Genomic DNA, 23,270 nt, shown 5'->3' on the forward strand with positions numbered 1-23,270 from the left:
GGCGATAGGATCAACTCGGTACACCCATAAAACCCAGTCGCCTGCATCGCAGCCTCGCTAAAGCTCGACAGCTCCCACATTTGCTCAGTGTGTATCCCCAATCCCTTGTAGGAGCTGTCGAGCCCCGGCGAGGCTGCGATGGGATCGACTCGGTACACCCATAAAACCCAGTTGCCTGCATCGCCGCCTCGCTAAAGCTCGACAGCTCCCACACTTGCTCCGTGTGCCTCCCCAATCCCTTGTAGGAGCTGTCGAGCCCCGGCGAGGCGGCGATGGGATCAACTCGGTATACCTACAAAACCGAGCTGCCCGCATCGCCGCCTCGCTAAAGCTCGACAGCTCCCACACTTGCTCCGTGTGCCTCCCCAATCCCTTGTAGGAGCTGTCGAGCCCCGGCGAGGCGGCGATGGGATCGACTCGGTACACCTGCAAAACCCAGTTGCCCGCATCGCAGCCTCGCTAAAGCTCGACAGCTCCCACACTTGCTCCGTGTCCTTCCCCGATCCCTTGTAGGAGCTGTCGAGCCCCGGCGAGGCTGCGATAGGATCAACTCGGTACACCCATAAAACCGAATTGCCCGCATCGCAGCCTCGCTAAAGCTCGACCGCTCCCACATTTGCTCAGTGTGCTTCCCCGAACCCTCATGGGAGCTGTGTGACTCCCAGGGCTCAGCGCACGATCTTGTCAATCTGGATGCCGAGCTTTTTCAAGCGGTACCAGAAGCTGCGCTCGGAGATCCCGATCCTTGACGCCGCAGCCGCCTGCACCCCATTGCTCTCCTGCAACGCCGCCAGGATGTACGCCTTCTCCACTTCTGCCAGCGCCGCATCCAGGTCCCGAGGCACGCCCGGGCCTTCGCTGAGAATCGTCGTCACATCACCCGCCGTCGGCTGGGACGCAAACAGATAGGCCGGCAGGTCAATGTCCTCGATCACCGGGCTGGCCGCCACGATGGTCGCGCGCTCCACGCAGTTTTGCAGCTCGCGGATATTGCCCGGCCAGTTGTAGGCGGCCATGGCCTGCAAGGCATCTGCGCTGAAGCCGGTGATGCGTTTGCCGGCTGTGGCGCTCAGGCTGCGGGCAAAGTGCCGGGCCAGGGGGGCGATGTCTTCGACACGCTCGCGCAGGGCGGGCAGCGGGATCGGGAAGACGTTGAGACGGTAGTAGAGATCCTCGCGAAACTCCTTGTTCGCCACCGCATCCAGAAGGTTCTTGTTGGTGGCGGCGATCACCCGCACATCCACCTTGCGTTCACGCGGGTCACCCACCGGCTCGATCACCCGCTCCTGCAAGGCGCGCAGGATCTTGGCCTGCAACGCCAAGGGCATATCGCCTACTTCGTCGAGAAACAGCGTGCCCTTGTCCGCCTGCATGAAGCGCCCTACCCGGTCAGCCACGGCGCCGGTAAACGCGCCTTTGCGATGACCGAACATTTCGCTTTCCAGCAAGCCTTCGGGGATTGCCGCGCAATTGACCGCCACAAAGGGTTTGTCTGCACGGTTGCCATGCTTGTGAATGGCGCGGGCGACCATTTCCTTGCCGGTGCCGCTTTCGCCGGTCAGCAAGATGGTGGCATTGCTCTCGCGCACCGAATCCACCGCCTGTAACACCCGGCGAAACGCCGGGCTGTCACCCACCAGGCTGTCGAACTGGGCGTGCTCATCAAGCTCGGCGCGCAGCCGTGCGTTGTCGCGCATGATGTCGCGAAACTGCAAGGCCTTGGCCACGGTGATGTCCAGCTCGTCGATATCGAAGGGCTTGGCAATGTAGTCGTAGGCACCATTGCGCATCGACTGCACGGCATTTTTCACCGTGCTGTAGGCCGTCATCACGATCACCGGCAACTGCGGGTAGCGCACCTTGATCTCGGCCAGCAGTTGCGGGCCGTCCATGCCGGGCATGCGCCAGTCGCTGATCACCAGGTCGATGTCTTCCTGCTCCAGCAACTTGAGGGCATGCAGGCCGTTGCCGGCGATAAACACCTGGATCTCGTTCTGGCTCAGGGCCGACGCCAGCAAGTCGCAGAGCTTGGGCTCGTCGTCGACCACCAATATGTTATGCGTCATGACTGTCCTCGTCGTCGCCGTCATCTTCACCGTTGGCCGGTATGTACAGGCTGAAGGTAGCACCCGCATCCTTCTCGCTGGTGCACTCGATGCGGCCATCGTGACTTTCCATGATTGAGTAGACTTTCGCCAGGCCCAGACCGGTGCCCGAGGCCTTGGTGGTGACGAAGGGGGTAAAGATCCGCTCGATCATTTCCGGCGCGATGCCCGGGCCGCTGTCGCTGATGCTGATCACCGTGAAGTGTTCGACGCGGCTGATGCCCAACGTCAGGCGCCCACCCTCGGGCATGGCATCGACGGCATTGAGGATCAGGTTCAGGCACGCCTGCTTGATTTGCTTGGCGTCCACATACAGGGTCGCGCCGGGCGCCTGGTCGTCGAGGTGCGCGTCGATGGCATGACTGGCCAGCTCCGGCGCGCAGAAACCGAGGATTTCTTGCGCCAGCGGCCGCGCCAGTTGCTGGCTGCGCAGCGGTTCGCTGGGCTTGGCAAAGTCGAGGAAGTCGGTGATCAGGTCATTGATCCGGCTGACTTCGCTGATCACGTATTCCAGGTGGCGCTTGTCGGTCTCCGGTAGATCGGCGCGGCGGTGCAGCAGTTGGGTCGCCGTCTTGATGATGCCCAGGGGGTTGCGGATTTCATGGGCCAGGCCCATCGCCACTTCGCCCAGGGCATGCAGGCGATCGCGGCGCCGCAGTTGCGCTTCGAGGTGATGCAACTCACCCAGGCGTTCGGTCATGTGGTTGAAAGTGCTGCTCAGTTGCGCCAGCTCGTCACCGCCGGTGACGGCCACGCGGTGCTGGTAGTTGCCGCTGATCACCGCGCTCACGCCCTGGGACAACTCGCGCAGCGGCCGCGTCAGGTGCCGGGAAACCAGCACCCCGGCGCCCAGGGACAAGGCAGAGCTGAGCAGGAAGATCAGCACGAACAGATTGCTCTGGTTCACCAGCCCCACCAGGCTGGTGTGGCGCAGCAGGCCACTGAAGATCACACCCTGCAACTCGCCGGTGTCATTGAAGATCGGCCAGTACAGGCCGCTGTAGTTGCTGGTGAACTGTTCGCTGGGCTGCTTGGTGCTGCGCAGCAGGGTTTCCACGGATTTCGGCACGCGGGTCGGGTGGTCTTCAAAACGCTGGGTAGAGAAGATCTCCGAGAAACCATCGGTATTGGCCAGGTACAGGCGCAAGTCCAGGGAATGCACCTCGGCGACACTGGTCAGGAAACTGCTGTCCAGGTAGGTGCCGACCAGCAGTTCATAGTCGACGCCATCCTGGCTGGTCTCGAACGACGAAATCACGGCCCCGGTGGCCACGCCGCCGACCTGCACGGTTTGCAGTACGGCATTGGGAGCGAGGCTGATTTGTTTCACCACATCATCGCCCACGGTGCTGAACATCACCTTGCTGTCACTGCTGCGAATCAGCGTCACCACGTCAATATCAGTGGCGCTGGCAATGTCCGCGATCAAACGGTCATGACGCATCGCTTCATGGCTGGAGGGCGGACGCACATACCGCAGGAAGATCTGCGCCACACGGGCGTTGTCGTGCAGGATGTCGCTGACTTCATCCTTGACGATGCGGGTCGACTCTTGCAGCCAGATGCGCACGTTACTGTCGAAAATCTGCGACAGGGTGGTGGCTGCCAGCTCCGCGGCGATCATCGTCGGGATCACCGTCACCAGCCAGAACGCCAACACCAGCTTGCGCTGCAGGCTCCAGCGGGAAATGGCAAACGGGCGGGCTTTCTGGCGGGTTTTGGCAATCATCGGGTTTCGCTTATTGCAGCAGCCATGGCAGGGTCGGATCGGTCCGGGCGAATAAACATTCTTACCAGCTTGAGCAGGGTGTCGAGCAGACGGTTGCGATGCTGGAAGAACAGCGCATTACCCGCGAACTCGCAGCCCAGGCGTAGCTTACTGGCATACCCGGCCTGCCCGCACTCATACAACGCAATATTGTGCGCGATGCAGTAGTCGACGTTGGTCAGCCAACTGCGAAAGTACAGGTTATGTTCGCGGCTGTGGGCCAGGTCGTGGGCAAAGAACTTGTCGATCAGCCGGTGCTGGTCCAGCAGCACCAGGTTGAACGCCACCAGTTGCCCGTCCACCCAGTAAAGTACACAGCGCGCCCGTTGTTCAAGCTGGGCGAGCACCTGGCTGAAATACCCGGCGGGCAGGCGTTCGAATTGCAGGTCAGCGCGGGCCAGCGTGGCCTCGTAGAGGCGCATGATATCCGGCAGCACATCATCGATATTGTCCCGCCACTCCACCTGCGGCCCCGGCGCGCGCAGCTTGCGCCGCAAGTCCTTGCGCGTGGATTTGCCCAGGGAGCCCAGGTAGGCATCCACCGAACCGTAGGGCAGCGGCAACAGCCCGGTAGGCAGGCTCGGCATGCTGTGCAGGCCGGCAGCCTTGCAGCTGTCGGCCCAGTCCGGGTCCAGGGTCGGGGCGTCCTTGACGGCCAGCAAGCCGATGCCAAAGGCATCGGCATCCCGGCGCGCGGCGGCCAGCAGGTGTGCCAACAACGCGCCACGGCGTGAAGCGGGCACGTGGCTGGCGACACCGGCATGGCATTGCTCGGCCACCGGCGAGCCGATCGCATACAGGCCCAGGCGCAAAACCCCGGGCCGCCAGCGCTCCAGGCGTTGGGTAAAGCGTTTGGCGATGCCCGACACGGTGGTGTCGAGGCGGTAATGGGTGATGAACGCCGGGGCAACGGCCAGCAGTTGCCCATCCTCATAAAGGGCCAGGTAGCGCCATTGGAAATCCTCGATGGCGGCGTTTTCCACGGCAACGTAGTAGTCCCAATCTTCCAGGGCCTGGGGAAAGCAGTCGTTCCAGGCGCTGCGGTCGATGGCTTGGATAGTTGAATAGGCTTTAGTGCTGATCACAGCGTTTCCTTCATCTAAAAACACCGCGTAAACCGGGCCATATGCGTCATCGTTCACGACCATCGCGGGCAAGCCCGCTCCCACAGGTGGCGGTGTCAAGCCCGGAGATATTCGTCCACAGGGGTGGTGTGTTGTTCAATAAAGTCCGCACTCAGCTCGATCACCCGCCGGTATTGCAGGTCAACGGTGATCATGTGGTAGCAGTTGTCCAACAGGATCTTGGTCACCGGGCCGCCCAGGTGGCGTTCCACGTAGTCGGCGTTCCAGCGGCTGGTGATGTCGTCCTCGATGGAGTGCAGGACCAGCGCCGGGGTCTTGATCGACGGCATGCGTTTTTTCACCACCGCGTTCATCCAGTGCAGCTCGCGTACGGTGACGCCCTCCATGGTCAACAACCCGGCCTCGCTGCTCTCGCCCTCTTTCATCTGCCGCTCGACGATGGCCCGCAGGCGTTCGTTCTTGATGCCGTAGGGCGGCTTCTCGGTAAAACGGAACAGGCGCACGCCGAACGGAATACGGATCAGCAACGGCGTGATGAAAGCAAATTTGTTGATGCTCCAGCCGTCGTACTTGAGGGTCGTGGAGTACATCAGCAACCCGGCGACCTGGCCCGCAAACTCCGAAGCCAGGTACATCGACATCACCGCGCCCATGGACAAGCCACCGACGAACACCTGCGCATGGCGCTGCTGCACGCCGACAAAGGTCTTGCGCACACCCTCGTACCAGTCGCGCCAGCCGGTGGCCTGCAGGTCTTCGTTGCCCCCGCAGTGCCCGGCCAGGGTGGGCACGTACACCGTGCAGTTGCCCGCCTTGGCCAGGCCCTGGGCGACCCGACGCAACTCGGTCGGGGTGCCGGTCAGGCCGTGGATCAACAGGATCCCGACCGGACCGTTGCCGAGAACGAAGCCGGCGTTGCCTTCGCCGAGATCGATATCGGCCAGGCTCACCGCTTCATCGCTCGGGTCAGCAGTTGCTCCAGCAGCTTCAGGCCCAGGTCGATTTCCGGGTAGCTGATTTCCAGGGACGGCGCCAGGGTGATCACGTTCTTGTAGTAGCCGCCCACATCGAGGATCAACCCGAGTTTCTGGCCGTCGACCAGCATGTCGCCTTTCATGCCCTCGTCAACCATGTAGTCCAGGGTCGCCTTGTCCGGGGTGAAGCCATCGGGGCCGCAGATTTCGCAGCGCAGGGCCAGGCCCAGGCCATCGACGTCGCCGATGATCGGGAAGCGCTTTTGCAACTCTTGCAGGCCTTCCAGGAAGTATTTGCCCTTGGCCATGACCATCGCGCCGTAGTCGACTTCGCTGGTCATCTTGAACATTTCCAGGCCCACCGCCGTACCCAGCGGGTTGGAGGCAAAGGTGGAGTGGGTGGAACCCGGCGGGAAGACTTTCGGGTTGATCAACTCTTCCTTGGCCCAGATGCCGCCCAGGGGGTTGAGGCCATTGGTCAGGGCTTTACCGAACACGATCACGTCCGGCTGCACATCGAAGTGTTCGATCGACCACAACTTGCCGGTGCGCCAGAAGCCCATCTGGATTTCATCGACCACCATCAGGATGCCGTGCTGGTCGAGCACCTGCTTGAGTTCGCTGTAGAAGTTCATCGGCGGGATCACGTAGCCGCCGGTGCCCTGGATCGGCTCGACGTAGAACGCTGCGTACTCGCTCTGGCCGACTTTCGGGTCCCACACACCGTTGTATTCAGTCTCGAACAGGCGCGCGAACTGCTGCACGCAGTGGCTGCCGTATTCTTCCTTGGTCATGCCCTTGGGGCCACGGAAGTGGTACGGGAACGGGATGAAGTTGGCGCGTTCGCCGAAGTGGCCGTAGCGACGACGGTAGCGGTAGCTGGAGGTGATGGACGACGCGCCAAGGGTGCGCCCGTGGTAGCCGCCCTCGAAGGCGAACATCAGGCTCTTGCCGTTGGTGGCGTTACGTACGACCTTGAGCGAATCCTCGATGGACTGCGAACCGCCGACGTTGAAATGCACCCGGCCATCAAGGCCGAATTTTTTCTTGGCGTCCACCGCGATCATTTCCGACAGCTCGATCTTGCCCTTGTGCAGGTACTGGCTGGCGATTTGCGGCAGGGTGTCGATCTGCTGTTTCAGCGCATTGTTCAGGCGCGGGTTGGCGTAGCCGAAGTTGACCGCCGAGTACCACATTTGCAGGTCGAGGTAGGCCTGGTCTTCGGTGTCCCACACGTAGGAGCCTTCGCAACGGCTGAAGATACGCGGTGGGTCGATGTAGTGGACGGTGTCGCCGTAGGAGCAGTACTTGGCTTCTTTATCCAGCAGAACCTGGTCTTCGGCGGTAGCGATACGGATATCAGACATGATGAAAGAGTTCCTGATTTTCAAAAGTGAAATGGGTGGCGTTGGCGGCGATGCCCTGGGGCAGCTTGGCCAGCAAGGCCGGCAGTTCGGCAAAGGTGTCGAAGCGCAGATGGGGGATGGCGTGGGCCTGGCAGTATTGGGCCAGGCTGCCCTTGGCGAAGACGAAATCGGCGGTGGTCGACACGCACATATCGGACTTGCCGTCGCCGATCACCAGCACCCGTTTGTTACGCGGGGTGGACTTGCATTTGCAGTTGCCCGAGGCCGCGCGGCAGGCGTCGCTGGCATGGGGGAAGTCGATGCGCCAGCTGTTCTGGTCAACCTGGCGCAGGCGGTTGGCGATGATCGGCAGCAAGGTCACGTAGTTGCGCGAAAGGATCCGCGCGATGCCTTGCTCGATGCCGTCGCTGACCACCTCAAGGGACGCGCCCTGGCCCAGGACATGGTCGACGAAGTCCGGGAAGTCCGGGTCGATCTCGACGGTGTCGAAATACGCCAGCAGTTCGGCCGGGCTCGCCTTGATCAGCGCCAGTTGGCGGCTCAGGCATTCGCGCGAACCGATATGGCCTTCCAGCCATTGCTGCTCGATGGTTTCCCATTCGGGGCCGGCGAAGCGTTGGAGAACATTGTCGATGACATCGGTGGGTGTGATGGTCCCATCGAAGTCACACACGATATGCCAGTCATTCATCTGCGTTTACCTTGGATGCTAGCGCGCTGATGCGCCGTTACCAGGGATAGAGCAGGGACTGTGCCAAGTGGGCAAAACCCAGCAGGGCTGGGGCTCGCGGGCATGGATAGGTGATAAAGGCTGCGGCGAAGCTACAAATTTTGTAGGTCGCTACAAACAACATGAGTGCTTGCACAAGCCCCCGCGCCTGCGCGTTCATGCGCGCATGTTTTGCAAGAGGAGCAAGCAATATGTTCAGGGTGACTTCGCTGGTATTCGCCGGCGTCCTGGGGCTGTGGATGAACTCGGCAGCGGCGGCCGGCATCAGCGGCGAGGTGGGCCTGGGCTTGAGCTATCAGCCACGGGAACCCGCCGCCAGCCGTTATCAGACTGTGCCTGTGCCCTACTTCGACCTGGATTGGGGAGATGTCAGCCTCGATACCGATGACGGCCTGACCTGGCGCGCGCTCGACAGCAATGGCTTGAGTGCCGGGCCGTACCTCAATTACCTGCCGGGACGCACGGCCAACGGGCCGCTACAGGGCTTGCGGGATGTGTCGGACATGGCCGAGGTCGGCGGTTTTATCCAGTACGCGCCTGCCGACTTCTGGCGGGTCTATGCGCAACTGGGCCGGGCTGTGGGCGGTGCCCGCGAGCAGAGCGGCGTGCTCGGCAAGTTGGGTGGGGAGTTGGGCTACCCGCTGGGCGGCGCAGTGATTGGCAGCACGGGCCTGGTCGCGCATTTTGCCGACGGCCGCCAGACCCAGACATTTTTCGGGGTGGATGAGCATGATGCGACAGACTCCGGGATCCGTCCGTACAGCGCCAGCGGCGGGTTCCAGAACCTGACCCTGACCCAGAGCGTGCAGATCCCCCTGGCACCGAAGTGGACGTTACTGACCAGTGCCAGTTGGGTGCATCTGCTGGGATCGGCGGCCGACAGCAGCATCGTGCGCCAGACCGGCGAGGTCAACCAGGGACAGGTGCAGACGGCGATCAGCTATACCTTCGATTGATTGTCTCAAGGGCGACACCCATCAAAATGTGGGAGCTGGCTTGCCTGCGATAGCCTCACCGCGGTGTAACTGAGACACCGAGGCGCCTGCATCGCAGGCAAGCCAGCTCCCACACAAGCCCGCTCACACATTTAGTCCGTATTTCACAGGGCACTCAGTTTTCTTCGCCCTCGGCCAGCAGTGCAATCCCGCCAATAATCACCACCACGCCCACCCAATGCAGCAAGCTGATGTGCTCGCCCAACCCCAGCCAGGAGCCGAGCAACACCACCACAAACACCAGCGAGCTCAAGGGGAAGGCCAGGGACAGGCTGCTGCGTCGCAGGATTAGCATCCACACAAAGAACGCGCCGATATAGCAGGCAATCGCCGCCAGGATCCCCGGGTTGACCGCCACCGCCGCCAACCACTGCCAACTGAAATCCATCTGCCCTATCTGATCGCCGGCCACCTTGGTAAACAGCTGCCCGGCGCTTTCGGTGAGGATCAACAACGCCCATAACACTACGGTGCCCAGGCGCCCATGCAGCCAGCCAACCGGACGGATAGTCATCTCTTGCGCACTCATGATTGTGCTCCTGCTACAGCCACCAACATCACGCCGGCGGTAATCACCATCGTGCCCAACCAGCGCCGGCGGCTGACGGTTTCGCCCAGCACCACTTTGCCCGCCAGCACCACCCCGCAATAGGCCAGCGCGGCGGCCGGGAACAGCAGGCTCAACGGCGCGCGGGACAAGGCTTCGAGCCAGACGAAAAATTCGATGACATAGGCGCCGATGCCCGCCCACAGCAACGGCGCATTGAACACCTGGCCCCAGAAGGCACTCAGGCGAAACCCGCCGGAAAGCTCCGGCAAGCGGTCCAGGCCCAGTTTGAAACACAACTGGCCGATCACATCGAGCACGATGGAAAAGGCCACCAACAACACCACGGTCAGGGTCACGGAAACAGCTCCTCGAACAGGTTGATCAACGCTTCATTGGTGGTCGCGTTACGCAGCAGGTCGTCGTCGCTCCAGCGTTCGGCCGGTGGCTGGTCGGACTTGGCTTCCCAGCGTTTGAACGCGTTGCTGAACGTAGGCCGGGCAAACTCGCCACACACGTCGATGCCAATAATCCGCTTGCTCGCCGCCAACGCACGCAGGGCTTGCAACAGGTGCGTCAGGCGCATGCCGCCCTGGTCCCAATTGGTGGCCGCGTCTTCGCTGGCCAGCACGTCCTTGTCGAGGGTGATCCATACCGCCTCGGTGGGCAGGCTGGCGATCATTTGCTCAAGGAATGCAGGCCAGTCGAGCTCAGCGAGATTGCGCCAGTGCAGGTGGTTTTCCTGCTGTGCATGGCCGGCGCCATCCCCAACCCGGCCCCAGACTTTCGACGGCGCGTGCTGCCAGGGAAACAACTGCAGGTGCCCGCGCTTCAGGGCGCCAAGATTGCCGCCACGCAGTTGCGGGTTGTGCAGGTCATCGCTGCACGGGCCGAGGGTGACGATGCGCTTGATCGCCGGCATCTTCAGGGCCTGGTTGACCCACGAGCCGCAGTGCCGGCGCGGGGCCAGGCGTACCCAGTCGGGGTGGTTGTCGAAGTGGATCAGGCTGATCGGCTGTTGCACTTCGGCGAGAAAGGCCGGGGTCAGGTGGTGGTAGTCGCCGGAGCCGACAAAGAAGATTTCCGGCCGCGCCGTGCTCGGCCGGGGCCGTTGGGCCAGGCGCTGGGCAAAGCGTTTCCAGGTTTTTTCGGTGGACCACAGGCGCAGTTTCGGGCCCAGGTCGAGCAAATCCAGGCGCGTGGCCTGACCACTGGCCAGACGCCGGGCGATGGGTGCCTGGGCTGTGAGGCTGTGGTCGAGATCGAGAATATTCAAGGTAATGTTTCACCCCTTGGCAGTGCCCAACCGCACGCCGGCTGGGCTTTAGGGGGGTAATGCAAGGGATGGGCCAGGAGCCAATGTGGAAACGGGCTTGCTCGCGAAGGCGGTGGGTCAGTTAAGAGATACTTAGCTGATATACCGCTTTCGCGGGCAAGCCCGCTCCCACCTTTGGCCGGTGGTGTTTGTTAGCTTTTGGCTTCGTTGATGATCTGGCGGATCGCCCCCACAAACGCTTCAGCCGGCTGTCCGCCGCTGACCGCGTACTGGTCGTTGAACACGATGGTCGGCACCGAACTCACCCCGCGCGATACCCACAGTTGCTCCTGCTCGCGCACCTTTGCGGCGTACTCGTCCGAAGCCAGAATCTCGGCTGCGCGCTTGAGGTCCAGGCCAACGCTCTGGGCAATGATTGCCAGCGTGGCGTGGTCGGACGGGTCCTGGCCATCGCTGAAGTAAGCCTTGAACAACGCGTGCTTGAGGTTGTACTGCAAGCCCTCAAGCCCAGCCCAATGCAGCAGGCGATGGGCGTCGAAGGTGTTGTAGATACGACTTTGGCCATCGGTACGGAACGCAAAGCCCAACGCGGTGCCCAGGTCGCGGATGCGCGCGCGGTTGGCCTGGGACTCTTCGGCAGTGGAGCCGTATTTCTCGCTGATGTGCTCCACGATATTCTGCCCTTCGGCAGGCATGTTCGGGTTCAGTTCGAACGGCTGGAAGTGGATCTCGGCCTGCACTTCGGCGCCCAGCTGGTCCAGGGCCTCGGTCAGGCCGCGCAGGCCGATGACGCACCAGGGGCAGGACACGTCGCTGACGAAATCGATTTTCAGGGAAGTACTCATTCAGGCAACCTCGCAGGCATTACACGCCATAAATGTCGCACCATACACCCCTACGCGCCGCTCATAAAACCTTGGAAGGCGGCGCGGGATCAACCTGCGCCCAATGCGCCGCCTCTTCGCGGTGGGCTTGCAGGTACGGCAACACCGCCGCCAGCAACGGCGCCTTGAACGCTTCCTGGAACCGATGGGCCAGACCCGGGATCAGCCGCAACTGGCTGCCCTGGATATGCGCCGCCAGGTGCACCCCATGCATCACCGGCAGCAATGGATCGGCCGTGCCATGCACCACCAGGGTCGGCACCCGCAGTTGGTTGAGCAGCGGCACGCGGCTCGGTTCGGCAAGGATCGCCATGATCTGGCGCTTCACACCCTCGGGATTGAACGCCCGGTCATAGGACTGCGCAGCCTGCTGCAACAACGCCTGGCGATCATCCTTGACCTCGGGGCTGCCCAGGGCCGCCAGCAAGTCGGCCTGCTGCTCCAGGGCCACTTCGCGGTTGGGCGCACTGCGCCGTGACAACAGTTGTACCAGCGCGGCATTCGGCGCAGGCAGGCCTTCGGCACCGGAGCTGGTCATGATCAGGGTCAGGCTTTCCACGCGCTGCGGGGCCATGGCCGCCAGGTGCTGGGCGATCATCCCACCCATGCTCGCGCCCAGCACATGGAACTGGCGCACCTGCAACGCATCCATCAATCCCAGGGCGTCGTCGGCCATGTCGGTCAGGGTGTAGGGCGCGGCCACCGGCAGGCCGAGTTTGTAGCGCAACACTTCAAAGGTCAGGTTGGCGCTGGCCGGGGCCTGACGCCAGGTGGACAGGCCGACGTCGCGGTTGTCGTAGCGGATCACCCGAAAACCTTGTTGGCACAAGGCAACCACCACCTCGTCCGGCCAATGGATCAACTGCCCGCCCAAGCCCATCACCAGCAGCAACGCTGGGTCAGAAGCACGGCCAATGCTCTGGTACGCCAGGCTCACCTCGTCCAGGTCGACCCGCTCAGTCGGGACATTGACATCACATCGAGACGCCGCAAAAGACGGCAGGCCGACCAGTAAGGCAGCCAGTAAAAGCAACACGCGCATGAAAAACACCGAAACGCAGAACCCCAGTAGAGCGCGAGTCTGATGAAGTTTGTTCAAGCGCGCTGCCACAGTTACGTGACAGTTTGATGAAGAGCGCCCAGCGGTCATGGTCGACAGATTTGCCAACATGAGACAAACTCACGCTATCCGAACTTGTCACAAATTGTCTTCATGGAGAGCCCGTGCTCGAAATCCGTCATCTCAAGACCCTGCACGCCTTGCGCGAAGCCGACAGCCTGGTGGAAGCCGCCGAGCGCCTGCACCTGACCCAGTCGGCGTTGTCCCACCAGTTCAAGGAGCTGGAAGAGCGCATGGGCATGCCGCTGTTTGTGCGCAAGACCAAGCCGGTGCGCTTCACCAGCGCCGGCCTGCGCCTGCTGCAACTGGCGGATGCCACCCTGCCGCTGCTGCGCGGTGCCGAACGGGATATTGCGCGCCTGGCCGGCGGTACTGCCGGGCGCCTGCATATGGCGATCGAATGCCACAGCTGCTTCCAGTGGCTGATGCCGACCATCGACCAGTTCCGCGATGCCTGGCCGGAAGTCGAGCTGGACCTGGCCTCCGGCTTTGCCTTCGCCCCGCTGCCAGCCCTGGCCCGTGGCGACCTGGACCTGGTGGTGACCTCCGACCCGCTGGAGCTGGCGGGCATCACCTATGTGCCGTTGTTCACCTATGAAGCGATGCTCGCCGTGGCCAACCAGCACGCCCTGGCGAACAAGCCATACATCGTGCCCGAGGATTTGCTCAGCGAAACCCTGATTACCTACCCGGTGGAGCGCGACCGCCTGGACATTTTCACCCGTTTCCTGGAACCGGCCGACGTCGAACCCGCCCAGGTGCGCACCTCGGAGCTGACGGTGATGATGATGCAACTGGTGGCCAGCGGACGCGGCGTGTGTGGCATGCCCCACTGGGCGCTGCACGAGTACAGCTCGCGGGGTTATGTGAAGGCCAAGCGGCTGGGGGAGAAGGGTCTGTTCGCCACGCTGTACGCCGGGATCCGCGCAGATATGCTGGATGCGCCGTACATGCGCGACTTCTTGCTGACGGCCAAGGACACGTCGTTTTCGACCCTGGATGGGGTCAGCGCGGTGCGGTGACGGCTCACGCGCTGCGCCGTTGCTCCAGCATCAGGCGCACCGCCAGGGCGGCCAGCACAAACCCCATGAAGTAACGCTGCACCGCCAGCCACGTGGGGTTGTGGATAAACCAGGCGGCGATGCTGGCGGCGCACAGCGAGATCAGCAGGTTGACCACAAAGCTGACGCTGATCTGGGTAAAACCCAGCATCAGGCTCTGGGTGAAGACCGAGCCGTGCTCCGGGGTGATGAACTGCGGGAATACCGACAGGTAGAACACCGCGATTTTCGGGTTCAGCGCACTGGTCAAAAAGCCCATGGTCACCAGCTTGCGCGGTGAGTCGGCGGGCAGTTGCTGGGCCTCGAACGGCGAACGCGCGCCCGGTTTCACCGCCTGCCAGGCCAGCCACAGCAGGTACAGCGCGCCGGCCCACTTCAGCACTTCATAGGCCACCGGCACCGTAAGAAACACCGCGGTCAAACCGGCAGCGGCGGCAAACAGGTGTACAAAAAAACCCGCGACCACCCCCAGCAACGACGTCACCCCAGCCTTGCGGCCCTGGCAGATCGAACGGGAGATCAAATAGATCATGTTCGGGCCGGGTGTCAGCACCAGTAGCAGCGAGGCGGCGGCAAAAATCAGCAGGTCATTGAGGGGGATCACGGCTCAGTCCTTTGCGCCCGACAGTTCAGGCAGTGGTAGTCAGCGATGCGCGATAGAACGGCAGGATCAGGTCACGTGTCAAGGGCGCCAACTGCAGGCCGCCATCGCCGGCCGGGTCGATCCAGCGCACTTCTTCGATCTCGGCGGCGGGTGTCACCGGCACATCGATCCGTACTTCAAACAACTCGGCCTCCACGGTAAACCCCGGCTCATTGGCCGCTGGCGCCGAGAAGTGGCCAAGGTACTGCGCCGCTGCCGGGTCGATCCGCAGACCAAGTTCTTCGTGCAGCTCACGCGCCAGGGCCTGCGCCGGTTGCTCGCCCGCGTCGATCTTGCCGCCCGGCTGCATGAAGGCCAGGGTGCCGCGCTTGCGCACCAGTAGAGTCTGGCCGTCGCTGCCGATCAACAGGGCGGCGGCGATACGGATGGTCTTGGACATGAAAAAAACGCCTTGGAGTAAAGGGCGCAAAGGATCACACGGCTGCCCTGTTCCTCGCAATGAATGTAGGAACCGGCTTGCCGGTTCCTACAGAGTTTCGGGTTACTCGGCTTCCTTGATGAACACGCTGTACTTGGCGCCCTCCATGGCTTCAAAGGCGATCAACTTGTCCACCAGCGGCAGGTTCAGCACCTTGCCGGCGTTGAGCAGCAGCATGCCGTTGTCGGCATTGAGGTTGCGCGCCAAGACCATGCCTTCGGCCAGTTCGCGAGTGCCAAGCACCTTGACCATCGGGTCGCCCAGGGTCACGTCGCTGAGGAAGGCCGCGCAGGCCTGGACGAAGTCTTCGACCATGTCCGGGTCATACAGGCGCCCGGCGTATTTGCGGATGTACAGCAGCGCCTCGTCGCTGTTCATCTGCCGCTCAAGGATCAGGCCGCGCTGCAGTTCGATAAAGTCCACCGCCAGCTTTAGCAGGCGCGAGCCAAAGGGAATTGCCTCGCCCTTGAGATGGTCGGGGAAACCACTGCCGTCCCAGCGTTCCTGGTGATGGCGGATCAGCCGCGCGGCGTCCTTCATCGGCTCCAGGGTCATCAACAGCGACTCGCTCTGTGTGGAGTACTCGCGAAAGCGCTCGCGGTCGGTGCTGTGCAGCAAGTCCGAGGGCGCGACCATCATGCTGTCGCTCCAGCTCAACTTGCCGATGTTGTACAGCGCCGCAGCCATGGTCAGGTCGCGGCTGCTGGCATCGTCCAGGCCATGGAGCACGCACCAGGTGCGGACCAGCTCGATGATCTGCCGATTGGTCTGCTTGCTGCGCGGCAGGCGCAGGTTGGCCAGCAGCGAGAACACCTCAGTGCCGGTGGCGTAGCTGTGCTTGAGTTCTTCGTAGGCCAGGTCGAGCATGTCGGCGGTCTGCTGCAATTCACTGGTGCGCGAAACCACGCGTTTTTCCAAGGATGCATTGAGTTGCTTGAGCTCCTCGTTCTGCTGGCGGATCAGTTGCTCAAGACGCAGGCGCTCCCGTTCGGAATGCTGGTGGGCCAGGGACTGACGCAGGGCCAGCAGCAGTTCTTCATCCTTCCAGGGTTTGCTCAGGTAGCGGTAGATCTGCCCTTCGTTGATCGCCTTGATGATCAGGGTCAGGTCAGTCTCGCCGGTCAACAACAGGCGCACCGTTTGGGGATAGGCGTGATGGATCTGCGCCAGCAGCGTGGCCCCGTCCATATCCGGCAGGCGTGCGGCACTCATCACCAGGTCCACGGGCTGGCGCGCCAGAATGGCCAGGGCCTCGGCCGCCGTGGTGGCGCTGCACAGTTCAAAGGGCTCCAGGCGCAGCAGCTGCGCGAGGCGGTCATGCACGTCCGGGTGGGTGTCGATCAACAGCACCACGGGACGATCGGTTTCAGAAAAGGTAACTGACTCTCCCACGGGACACCTCGGATCTAGTCGCGTCGGTGTGCGCTTCCTACGGTCAAGGTAACAGCCTCCTGGCTATTACCTAGTAGTTTAGTCAGTTTTCAGTCGGTAGTGGCTAAATGATGCCATTTGCCACCAGTGTGCCTTAAGCCCCTTAGGCCTCAGCTGCTTTGCCGGACGAACTAAACGAGGCGAAGCGCTTGTTGAAGCCAGCGATCCGTCCTTCGACCTGGGTCTTGCGCTGCTGGCCGGTGTAGATCGGGTGGGATGCGCTGGACACGTCTAGGGCCATATAGGGGTAAGTGTTGCCATCGCTGTGTTGGTAGGTGCGGTCCGTGTCGACTGTGGAGCCGATCAGGAAAAACACATCGGCGGCAGTATCGTGGAACAGCACGGTGCGGTAGTCGGGATGGATACCAGCTTTCATAGGGCCTCCAGGGCGTTCGGGCAGAATCAATACGTTATACAGTAACACAAATAATGCACCCAAACGAGAACGTATTGCAATACCGATAGAAGCCCGGGTTCTATGTGGTTGCCCCGGCAAGGACCTCGCCCGTAAGCTGGGACTCCGTGAGAGCACAGGCATCCATAGCCTGGAGATCCTTGCAGGAGCTGGCTTGCCAGCGATAGCGCGATCGAAAACGCCATTGCCGGCCAGCCGGCTCCCGCAGGTTAGAAAGAGTCCGAACCCAAGGAAACCGTATGAGCCTGTCGTTGCTTAGCCGTTATGCATTCTTTGCCGTGTGTGTGATTTTCACCCTCGCCAGCCTCCCCTTTATCCAACACGAATGGCTGTGGCCCTTTACCCTGGTGACCGGCGTGCTCAGCCTGATCGGCGTGTTCGACCTGCTGCAAAGCCCCCACGCGGTGCGCCGCAATTACCCGATCCTGGGCAATATCCGCTACCTGGTGGAAGGCATCCGCCCGGAAATCCGCCAGTACCTGCTGGAGTCCGACAGCGATGCCCTGCCCTTCTCCCGGGCCCAGCGTTCGCTGGTGTATTCGCGGGCCAAGAATGAAAGCGCCGACAAACCCTTCGGCACCCTGATCGACGTGTATCAGTCCGGCTTCGAATTTATCGGCCACTCCATGCGCCCGGCCCCGTTGAGCGACCCCAGCGCATTTCGCGTGATGGTCGGCGGCCCGCAGTGCACGCAGCCGTATTCGGCGTCGGTGTTCAATATCTCGGCGATGAGTTTCGGCTCGTTGAGCGCCAATGCCATCCGCGCCCTCAACCAGGGGGCCAAGCTCGGCAACTTCGCCCATGACACTGGCGAAGGCAGCATCAGTGCCTACCACCGGGAAAACGGCGGCGACCTGACTTGGGAGCTGGGCAGCGGCTACTTCGGCTGCCGCACCAGCGACGGCCGTTTCGACCCGCAACGCTTTGCCGTGCAGGCGCAAAACCCGCAAGTGCGGATGATCGAAATCAAGATGAGCCAGGGCGCCAAGCCCGGTCACGGGGGGATCCTGCCCAAGCACAAGGTGACCAAGGAAATCGCCGAGACCCGCGGCATTTTGATGGGCGAAGATTGCATCTCGCCATCCCGCCACAGCGCGTTTTCCACGCCGATTGAACTGATGCACTTTATCGCCCAGTTGCGTGAGCTGTCGGGCGGCAAGCCGGTGGGCTTCAAGTTCTGCCTGGGCCACCCGTGGGAGTTCATGGGCATTGCCAAGGCCATGCTGGAAACCGGGATCCTGCCGGACTTTATCGTGGTCGACGGCAAGGAAGGCGGCACTGGCGCTGCGCCCGTGGAATTCACCGACCACATCGGCGTGCCCCTGCGCGAAGGCCTGCTGTTTGTGCACAACACCCTGGTGGGCCTGAACCTGCGCGACAAGATCAAACTGGGCGCCAGCGGCAAGATCGTCAGCGCCTTCGATATCGCCAGCGTGCTGGCCATCGGCGCCGACTGGGCCAACTCGGCCCGGGGCTTTATGTTCGCCATCGGCTGTATCCAGTCGCAGTCTTGCCACACCAACAAATGCCCGACCGGCGTGGCCACCCAGGACCCTTTGCGCCAACGCGCACTGGTGGTGCCGGACAAGGCCCAGCGGGTGTTCAACTTCCACCGCAACACCCTCAAGGCCCTGGCGGAAATGCTCGCGGCGGCCGGCCTTGATCATCCGTCGCAATTGTCGGCCAAGCACCTGGTACGGCGCATGTCGGCCACCGAGATCAAACTGTTTTCGCAGTTGCATGTGTTCTTAAAGCCTGGGGAACTGCTGACCGGCGAAGTGAACGGCGAGTTTTATTCGCGTATGTGGCAGATGGCGCGAGCCGACAGTTTCGAGCCCCATGAAGTAGAAGCTGCCTAAGGACCGATCTGATGTTGAAAGTTATTGCTGAAGACTTTATCCAACCCGAACACCTGGACACCGTGCGCCCCTGGTACGCCGAACTGGTGGAAAAAACCCGCCAGGAACCGCTGTGCATTGCCTACGACTTGTTCATCGACCAGAAAGACCCGGGGCACTTTATCTTTATCGAGCAATGGCCCGACCAGGCCGCGCTGGATGCGCACTGCCAGACCGAACACTTCACCCGCCTGGTGCCGCAGATCAATGCGTATCAGGCCAGGCCGTGCCGGGTGTTGTTGATGGATGGGTTTTAAATAATCTCCCGCTGCCGATCATCGATTCGGCAGCGGCTCTAGGGGATGTCATTGTAGTTTTCGGAATCGCGTATTTCTTTCATGACAATGTACCCCCCTTCAGAGGTCACATAAATCGAATAGAACTTACTGTCCACCACAGGCGAACCCACGCCATTTAAAGCAACCAACTTGTTAAAAACATCACGCTTACCGCCAACAACATTATTGATTCCCAACCGAGGAAAAAAGTGAGGATGCAGCAAGACGTTAGCATTACTCAAAATATACCTCAGTGCTGGCATATAGGTCATGGCATCGTGCCCCCGAGGTAGCCAGTTACCCCCCGTTTGTGGACCTACAAAATAAAATACCGGTACCAATCCCAGCTGTTTTTCCGAAACAATGTCTTTTGCAATGTATTGAGCCATCGCCATCTCAAGCTCTTTTTTCGCGATAATTACCTGACCATAGGCATAACAAAAGGCAAACATGAACAACACCGGAACTACCAACACCCATCGAGCGGCTAGCCAAGCTCGCCCCAGCACCTCATAGTTCAAATACAAGACAAGAATCAAGACAGCGGAAAATCCGATGTAATTTCTTGCATCCAGATTTGGCTCCACGAGAAACAGCATGACGCCAGGGATACTTAACAGCAATATTGGAAAACCAAGCAAATACACAGCCAGCACTATAACTCTGCTGAGTACTCCTCCTGGCATATCAACGATATTTTTCATAAATAAAACAAACGCAAACGTCGCTACAAGCAGCAACAAAACAGTAAAATAAATTGCCCCAGGGTTAACCAATAGACCAACCTGTTCCATAGCGAAGATCAGTTTTTGACCCGCTACCTCAAGCCATCTAGCGTCAAAAACACTCAAGTTCCCTCGTCCATCCACAGTCAACTGGTAGGCAGTCAGAGCATAGATCAGGCTTCCTGCAGTCAGTTGCACAAACCTCTGCGTAGCTAATGACAAAGCTTTAACGGTAGAAATCCTATTTTTTACTCCACAGACGAATTCAACAATGCTCAAGCCAACAAACAGCGACAGGGTGGGCTGGTACAAGCTCAATGAAATAGCTATCAATAATGCGGATGCAAAACCCCGATAAACCACATGCTCAATAGTGCAGGTAATTGCATAAATGATCGCAACAACCGCCAACACCATGCCTGGACCATCAAACTGATAAGTCAGATTGCCCAAGAAAAAGGGGTTGCATAAAATGGGCAACACCACCAGGCAACTTAAAATACAGGGGCGAGTAAAATACCACAGGGTCAACCGCGTCATGGCCAATGCAAGTGCGAATACAGATATCAACAGCGGCAGAGGAAATATATTGGTTGTACCACCGGTAAACGTCAAGACCCTATGCAACACTTCAAGCAAGATCCGGCCTTGATTTTTCCACGCTTCTTGCGCCTGATGCAAAGCTCGCCAATTATCATCGACATAGGCATAGTCCGCATGAACAAGTGGATAAATATAAGCGAAGGAAAGCACTACAAACACTATCATTATTTCTTTTCGGCTCAACTCCCTTTGATTCCACATCGCACCTACCTCCGAGCCATGTTCCGAACTACTTCTTTCACTACATACCTCGGCCGATGCTTAGCCTCCATATAGATCCGCCCCACATACTCCCCCAATATGCCTATTCCGATCAGTTGCACGCCCCCCAGAAAGAGGATCGCCGTCATCAACGACGGATACCCCGGCACCTCATTGCCAAACAGCAACTTGTCGACAATCAGGTACCCCGCATACCCCAGTGCCAATAACGAAATACCGGCACCGATATAACTCCATAACCGCAACGGCAAGGTACTGAACGAAGTGATGCCCTCCAGCGCCAGGTTCCACAACTTCCAGGCATTGAATTTGCTCTGGCCAGCCACCCGTGAGGCCCGGTCATATTCGACAATCGCCACGGTGAACCCGGCCCAGGACAACACGCCCTTCATGAACAGTTGCTGCTCTGGCAGCGCCTTGATCACGTCCACCACCTTGCGGTCCATCAGGCGGAAGTCGCCGACGTTTTCTTCGATATGGGTGTAAGCGATGCGATTGAGCAGGTGGTAGAACAGCGAGGCGCTGTGGCGTTTTAGGTAGCCATCGCTGGAGCGGTCGCGGCGTTTGGCCAGGACCACATCGGCGCCCTGCTGCCATTTCTCGATCAGGCAAGCAACCACCTCCACCGGGTCTTGCAGGTCGGCGTCCATCGGCACCACCGCCTCGCCACTGGCGTACTCAAGGCCGGCAAACAACGCCGGTTCCTTGCCGAAGTTGCGCGAAAAGTTGATCAGCACCACGTTGCGATCAAGCAGCGCGATATCCCTGGCGATCTCCAGCGTGCGGTCGGTGCTGCCATCGTTGATAAAGACGATCTCGACCTCATGCTCCAGCAGCGATGGCTCGCGGCGTATGGCCTGGTAGAACGGCTCGATCGCCAGTTCTTCATTGAACAACGGCACGATCAGCGAAAGCCTCATGATTCAGGCCTGCGAAACACCAGGTACTTGGACAGCAGGAAGCCACACAACAGGCTACTGAGGGAAAACACCACCACCGTGGCCAGGCCGGGCAATCGCCAATAGTCACCCATCCAGCCGACCACCAGACTCAAACTGCCCAGGCACAGCATGAATAACAGGTAGCGGCCAAGCGAAGCGGATACCCCAAAGGTGAACGTGGCATTCACAAAAAACGAGAAGCTCGCCGCCACGCAAAACGCCAGGAAATTGCTCAAGGCCTGGCTCAGGTCAAGCGCTGCCCGGAGCACGAAAAAAAGCTGCCAGTGGATCACTGTGTTGGCGATGCCAATCACCGTATAGCTGGAGAACCCTATCCATAGTCTGCTCATGCCACCATCACGCCTCGTTGCCTATCGCAGCCGATAGGCAAGCAAGCCATGCTCACAAAAGCCCGTCTACTGTCAGAAATAACAGGTAGCAGCGCTTATACGACCAACGGCATGACCCTTTCGGGCAATTGAGACATTCAGTAATACCCAACCTTTGCAATTGCTTACAAATACCGCCAACCTGCGCCGGCCCGACGTACGGCGCGTACCATTGCCGACCATCCCGGGTCATTACTTAACGACTTGTTCAAGAGCCCGCAGCCATGCTTAACGGACGCGACCCGCGCATCGATTTTTTTCGGGGCCTGGCGTTGATCTTCATTTTCTGGGATCACGTGCCCCACAACCCGCTCGGTCAGATCACCCTGCGCAATTTTGGTTTCAGCGACGCCGCCGAGGTCTTTGTGTTCCTCGCCGGCTACGCCTCGGTGCTGGCCTACAGCAAGGTGTTGCAGCGCGAAGGCTACCCGATGGCCTGCCTGAAAATCCTGCGCCGCGCCTGGGTGTTGTATGTGGTGCATATCTTTTTGCTGGCGATGCTGATGGGCATCGTGTTCTTCGCCAACAGCAAGGTAGAAACCCGCGACCTGGTGCAGGAAATGGGCCTGACCCACTTCATCACCAACCCACAACAAGCCCTGACCGATGAATTGCTGCTGCGCTTCAAGCCCAACCTGATGGACCCGTTGCCGCTGTATATCGTGTTGCTGCTGGGCTTGCCGCTGGTGCTGCCGGTGCTGGTACGCAAGCCCCTGGCGGTGGTAGTGGTGTCGATGGTGGTGTACCTGCTGGCGCCACGGCTGGGCTGGAACCTGGCGGCGATTGCCGATGGCGTGTGGTACTTCAACCCGGTGACCTGGCAGTTCCTGTTCGTCCTCGGCGGTGCGGCGGCGATCCGCGCAGGTATGCCCCGCGCACCACAAACCCGGCCATTGCACAGGCAGCCGCTGTTTCTTGGCGCGACGGCCTATACGCTGCTGGCTGGGGTGATCACCCTGTCCTGGCGCTGGCCCGAAATCCACGATGCCGTGATGCCGGCCGTGTTGAGTGAGCTGCTGTACCCCATCAGCAAGACCGACCTGTCGCCGGTACGCCTGCTGCACTTCCTGGCCCTGGCCTATGTCACCGCCAAGCTGCTGCCCGGCCGGGGCTGGACGCAAAACTGGCTGGCGCAACAAAGCTGCCGCATGGGGCGCTACTCCCTGGAGGTGTTCTGCCTGGGGGTGCTGCTGGCGCCGCTGGCTGACATGCTCAACGCCCAGGTCGACGACGCCTGGCCGATGCAGATATTCAGTGCGCTGCTGGGCCTGGTGTTGATGGCCGGGCTGGCGGCGTGGCTGGAGTTCAACAAGCAGTTGAACCAGGCCCAACGCAGTGAGGGCCGCCCGTTAAATAGTTAGGCCCCGGGCGCGC

The 23,270-nt window shown here is 60.7% G+C and carries 23 protein-coding genes; 5 read left to right on the forward strand and 18 right to left on the reverse strand.

From position 1 onward, the window contains the following. Nucleotides 1-668: 668 nt before the first annotated feature. The 6 genes from HBO05_RS05860 to HBO05_RS05885 form a co-directional block, all read right to left on the reverse strand. Nucleotides 669-2,066, reverse strand: a complete 1,398-nt coding sequence (locus HBO05_RS05860; protein ID WP_170041827.1) for a sigma-54 dependent transcriptional regulator — start codon at nt 2,064-2,066, stop codon at nt 669-671. Further along, a complete protein-coding gene (locus HBO05_RS05865; protein WP_169954461.1) occupies nt 2,056-3,834 on the reverse strand; it encodes an ATP-binding protein in 1,779 nt (592 codons plus the stop codon). The genes HBO05_RS05860 and HBO05_RS05865 overlap by 11 nt, the downstream gene beginning before the upstream one ends. Further along, nucleotides 3,831-4,958, reverse strand: coding sequence for a GNAT family N-acetyltransferase (locus HBO05_RS05870; RefSeq protein WP_172312017.1), 1,128 nt, complete (start codon nt 4,956-4,958; stop codon nt 3,831-3,833). Before HBO05_RS05870 ends, HBO05_RS05865 begins: the two co-directional genes overlap by 4 nt. A 95-nt stretch (nt 4,959-5,053) precedes the next feature. Further along, a complete protein-coding gene (locus tag HBO05_RS05875; RefSeq protein WP_170041825.1) occupies nt 5,054-5,908 on the reverse strand; it encodes an alpha/beta fold hydrolase in 855 nt (284 codons plus the stop codon). Further along, nucleotides 5,905-7,299: an aminotransferase class III-fold pyridoxal phosphate-dependent enzyme gene (locus tag HBO05_RS05880; protein ID WP_057958587.1), complete on the reverse strand. Its 1,395-nt coding sequence runs from the start codon at nt 7,297-7,299 to the stop codon at nt 5,905-5,907. Before HBO05_RS05880 ends, HBO05_RS05875 begins: the two co-directional genes overlap by 4 nt. After that, a complete protein-coding gene (locus HBO05_RS05885) occupies nt 7,292-7,990 on the reverse strand; it encodes an MtnX-like HAD-IB family phosphatase (protein WP_172312019.1) in 699 nt (232 codons plus the stop codon). The genes HBO05_RS05880 and HBO05_RS05885 overlap by 8 nt, the downstream gene beginning before the upstream one ends. Before the next feature lie 230 nt (nt 7,991-8,220). Between HBO05_RS05885 and HBO05_RS05890 the strand changes: the two genes are divergently transcribed. Next, nucleotides 8,221-8,985, forward strand: a complete 765-nt coding sequence (locus HBO05_RS05890; RefSeq protein ID WP_172312021.1) for a MipA/OmpV family protein — start codon at nt 8,221-8,223, stop codon at nt 8,983-8,985. 154 nt (nt 8,986-9,139) lie between these two features. On the opposite strand, the gene HBO05_RS05895 is transcribed toward HBO05_RS05890, so the two are convergent. The 5 genes from HBO05_RS05895 to HBO05_RS05915 form a co-directional block, all read right to left on the reverse strand. After that, nucleotides 9,140-9,538: an EamA family transporter gene (locus HBO05_RS05895; protein WP_169954565.1), complete on the reverse strand. Its 399-nt coding sequence runs from the start codon at nt 9,536-9,538 to the stop codon at nt 9,140-9,142. 11 nt (nt 9,539-9,549) lie between these two features. Then, nucleotides 9,550-9,930: a transporter gene (locus HBO05_RS05900; protein WP_170041822.1), complete on the reverse strand. Its 381-nt coding sequence runs from the start codon at nt 9,928-9,930 to the stop codon at nt 9,550-9,552. Then, entirely contained in the window at nt 9,927-10,847 is a 921-nt protein-coding gene (locus HBO05_RS05905) for an arginase (RefSeq protein ID WP_172312023.1), read from the reverse strand. The genes HBO05_RS05900 and HBO05_RS05905 overlap by 4 nt, the downstream gene beginning before the upstream one ends. A 191-nt stretch (nt 10,848-11,038) precedes the next feature. Continuing rightward, the gene (locus HBO05_RS05910; protein ID WP_172312025.1) at nt 11,039-11,692 is read right to left on the reverse strand and encodes a DsbA family oxidoreductase; all 654 of its coding nucleotides are present in this window, start codon (nt 11,690-11,692) and stop codon (nt 11,039-11,041) included. A 61-nt stretch (nt 11,693-11,753) separates the two neighbouring features. Continuing rightward, entirely contained in the window at nt 11,754-12,773 is a 1,020-nt protein-coding gene (locus tag HBO05_RS05915; protein WP_172312027.1) for an alpha/beta hydrolase, read from the reverse strand. Nucleotides 12,774-12,955: 182 nt separating this feature from the next. On the opposite strand from HBO05_RS05915, the gene metR reads away from it, so the two are divergent. After that, nucleotides 12,956-13,873: a transcriptional regulator MetR gene (gene metR / locus HBO05_RS05920; protein WP_032859924.1), complete on the forward strand. Its 918-nt coding sequence runs from the start codon at nt 12,956-12,958 to the stop codon at nt 13,871-13,873. A 4-nt stretch (nt 13,874-13,877) separates the two neighbouring features. Here metR and HBO05_RS05925 read toward each other — a convergent pair whose 3' ends face one another. From HBO05_RS05925 to HBO05_RS05940, 4 genes are all read right to left on the reverse strand, one after another. Further along, nucleotides 13,878-14,516, reverse strand: coding sequence for a LysE family translocator (locus HBO05_RS05925; RefSeq protein WP_169954470.1), 639 nt, complete (start codon nt 14,514-14,516; stop codon nt 13,878-13,880). A 25-nt stretch (nt 14,517-14,541) separates the two neighbouring features. Continuing rightward, nucleotides 14,542-14,955 carry an NUDIX domain-containing protein gene (locus tag HBO05_RS05930; protein WP_170041817.1) on the reverse strand — a complete coding sequence of 138 codons (414 nt, stop codon included), beginning with the start codon at nt 14,953-14,955 and terminating at the stop codon, nt 14,542-14,544. A 102-nt stretch (nt 14,956-15,057) separates the two neighbouring features. After that, a complete protein-coding gene (locus HBO05_RS05935; RefSeq protein ID WP_169954472.1) occupies nt 15,058-16,386 on the reverse strand; it encodes an HD domain-containing phosphohydrolase in 1,329 nt (442 codons plus the stop codon). Between the two features lie 142 nt (nt 16,387-16,528). Then, entirely contained in the window at nt 16,529-16,801 is a 273-nt protein-coding gene (locus tag HBO05_RS05940; protein ID WP_169954473.1) for a type B 50S ribosomal protein L31, read from the reverse strand. A gap of 278 nt (nt 16,802-17,079) precedes the next feature. Here HBO05_RS05940 and HBO05_RS05945 point away from each other — a divergent pair, with 278 nt between their 5' ends. Then, nucleotides 17,080-18,699, forward strand: coding sequence for an FMN-binding glutamate synthase family protein (locus HBO05_RS05945; RefSeq protein WP_169954474.1), 1,620 nt, complete (start codon nt 17,080-17,082; stop codon nt 18,697-18,699). 11 nt (nt 18,700-18,710) lie between these two features. Continuing rightward, a complete protein-coding gene (locus HBO05_RS05950) occupies nt 18,711-18,995 on the forward strand; it encodes a putative quinol monooxygenase (RefSeq protein WP_169954475.1) in 285 nt (94 codons plus the stop codon). 38 nt (nt 18,996-19,033) lie between these two features. Here HBO05_RS05950 and HBO05_RS05955 read toward each other — a convergent pair whose 3' ends face one another. From HBO05_RS05955 to HBO05_RS05965, 3 genes are read right to left on the reverse strand one after another with little or no spacing between them, the layout of a single operon-like run. Next, complete coding sequence (locus HBO05_RS05955) at nt 19,034-20,527, reverse strand: glucosyltransferase domain-containing protein (RefSeq protein WP_172312029.1); 1,494 nt, start codon at nt 20,525-20,527, stop codon at nt 19,034-19,036. Between the two features lie 23 nt (nt 20,528-20,550). After that, nucleotides 20,551-21,486 (reverse strand): glycosyltransferase family 2 protein, encoded by a 936-nt coding sequence (locus HBO05_RS05960; RefSeq protein WP_170041813.1) that lies wholly within the window; start codon nt 21,484-21,486, stop codon nt 20,551-20,553. Beyond that, nucleotides 21,483-21,857, reverse strand: a complete 375-nt coding sequence (locus HBO05_RS05965; RefSeq protein ID WP_172312031.1) for a GtrA family protein — start codon at nt 21,855-21,857, stop codon at nt 21,483-21,485. Before HBO05_RS05965 ends, HBO05_RS05960 begins: the two co-directional genes overlap by 4 nt. A gap of 263 nt (nt 21,858-22,120) precedes the next feature. Here HBO05_RS05965 and HBO05_RS05970 point away from each other — a divergent pair, with 263 nt between their 5' ends. Continuing rightward, nucleotides 22,121-23,257: an OpgC domain-containing protein gene (locus tag HBO05_RS05970; protein WP_172312033.1), complete on the forward strand. Its 1,137-nt coding sequence runs from the start codon at nt 22,121-22,123 to the stop codon at nt 23,255-23,257. Nucleotides 23,258-23,270 lie beyond the last annotated feature (13 nt).

Origin of the sequence: Pseudomonas sp. WS 5079, from assembly GCF_012985465.1 — a bacterium.
Lineage (GTDB): Bacteria > Pseudomonadota > Gammaproteobacteria > Pseudomonadales > Pseudomonadaceae > Aquipseudomonas.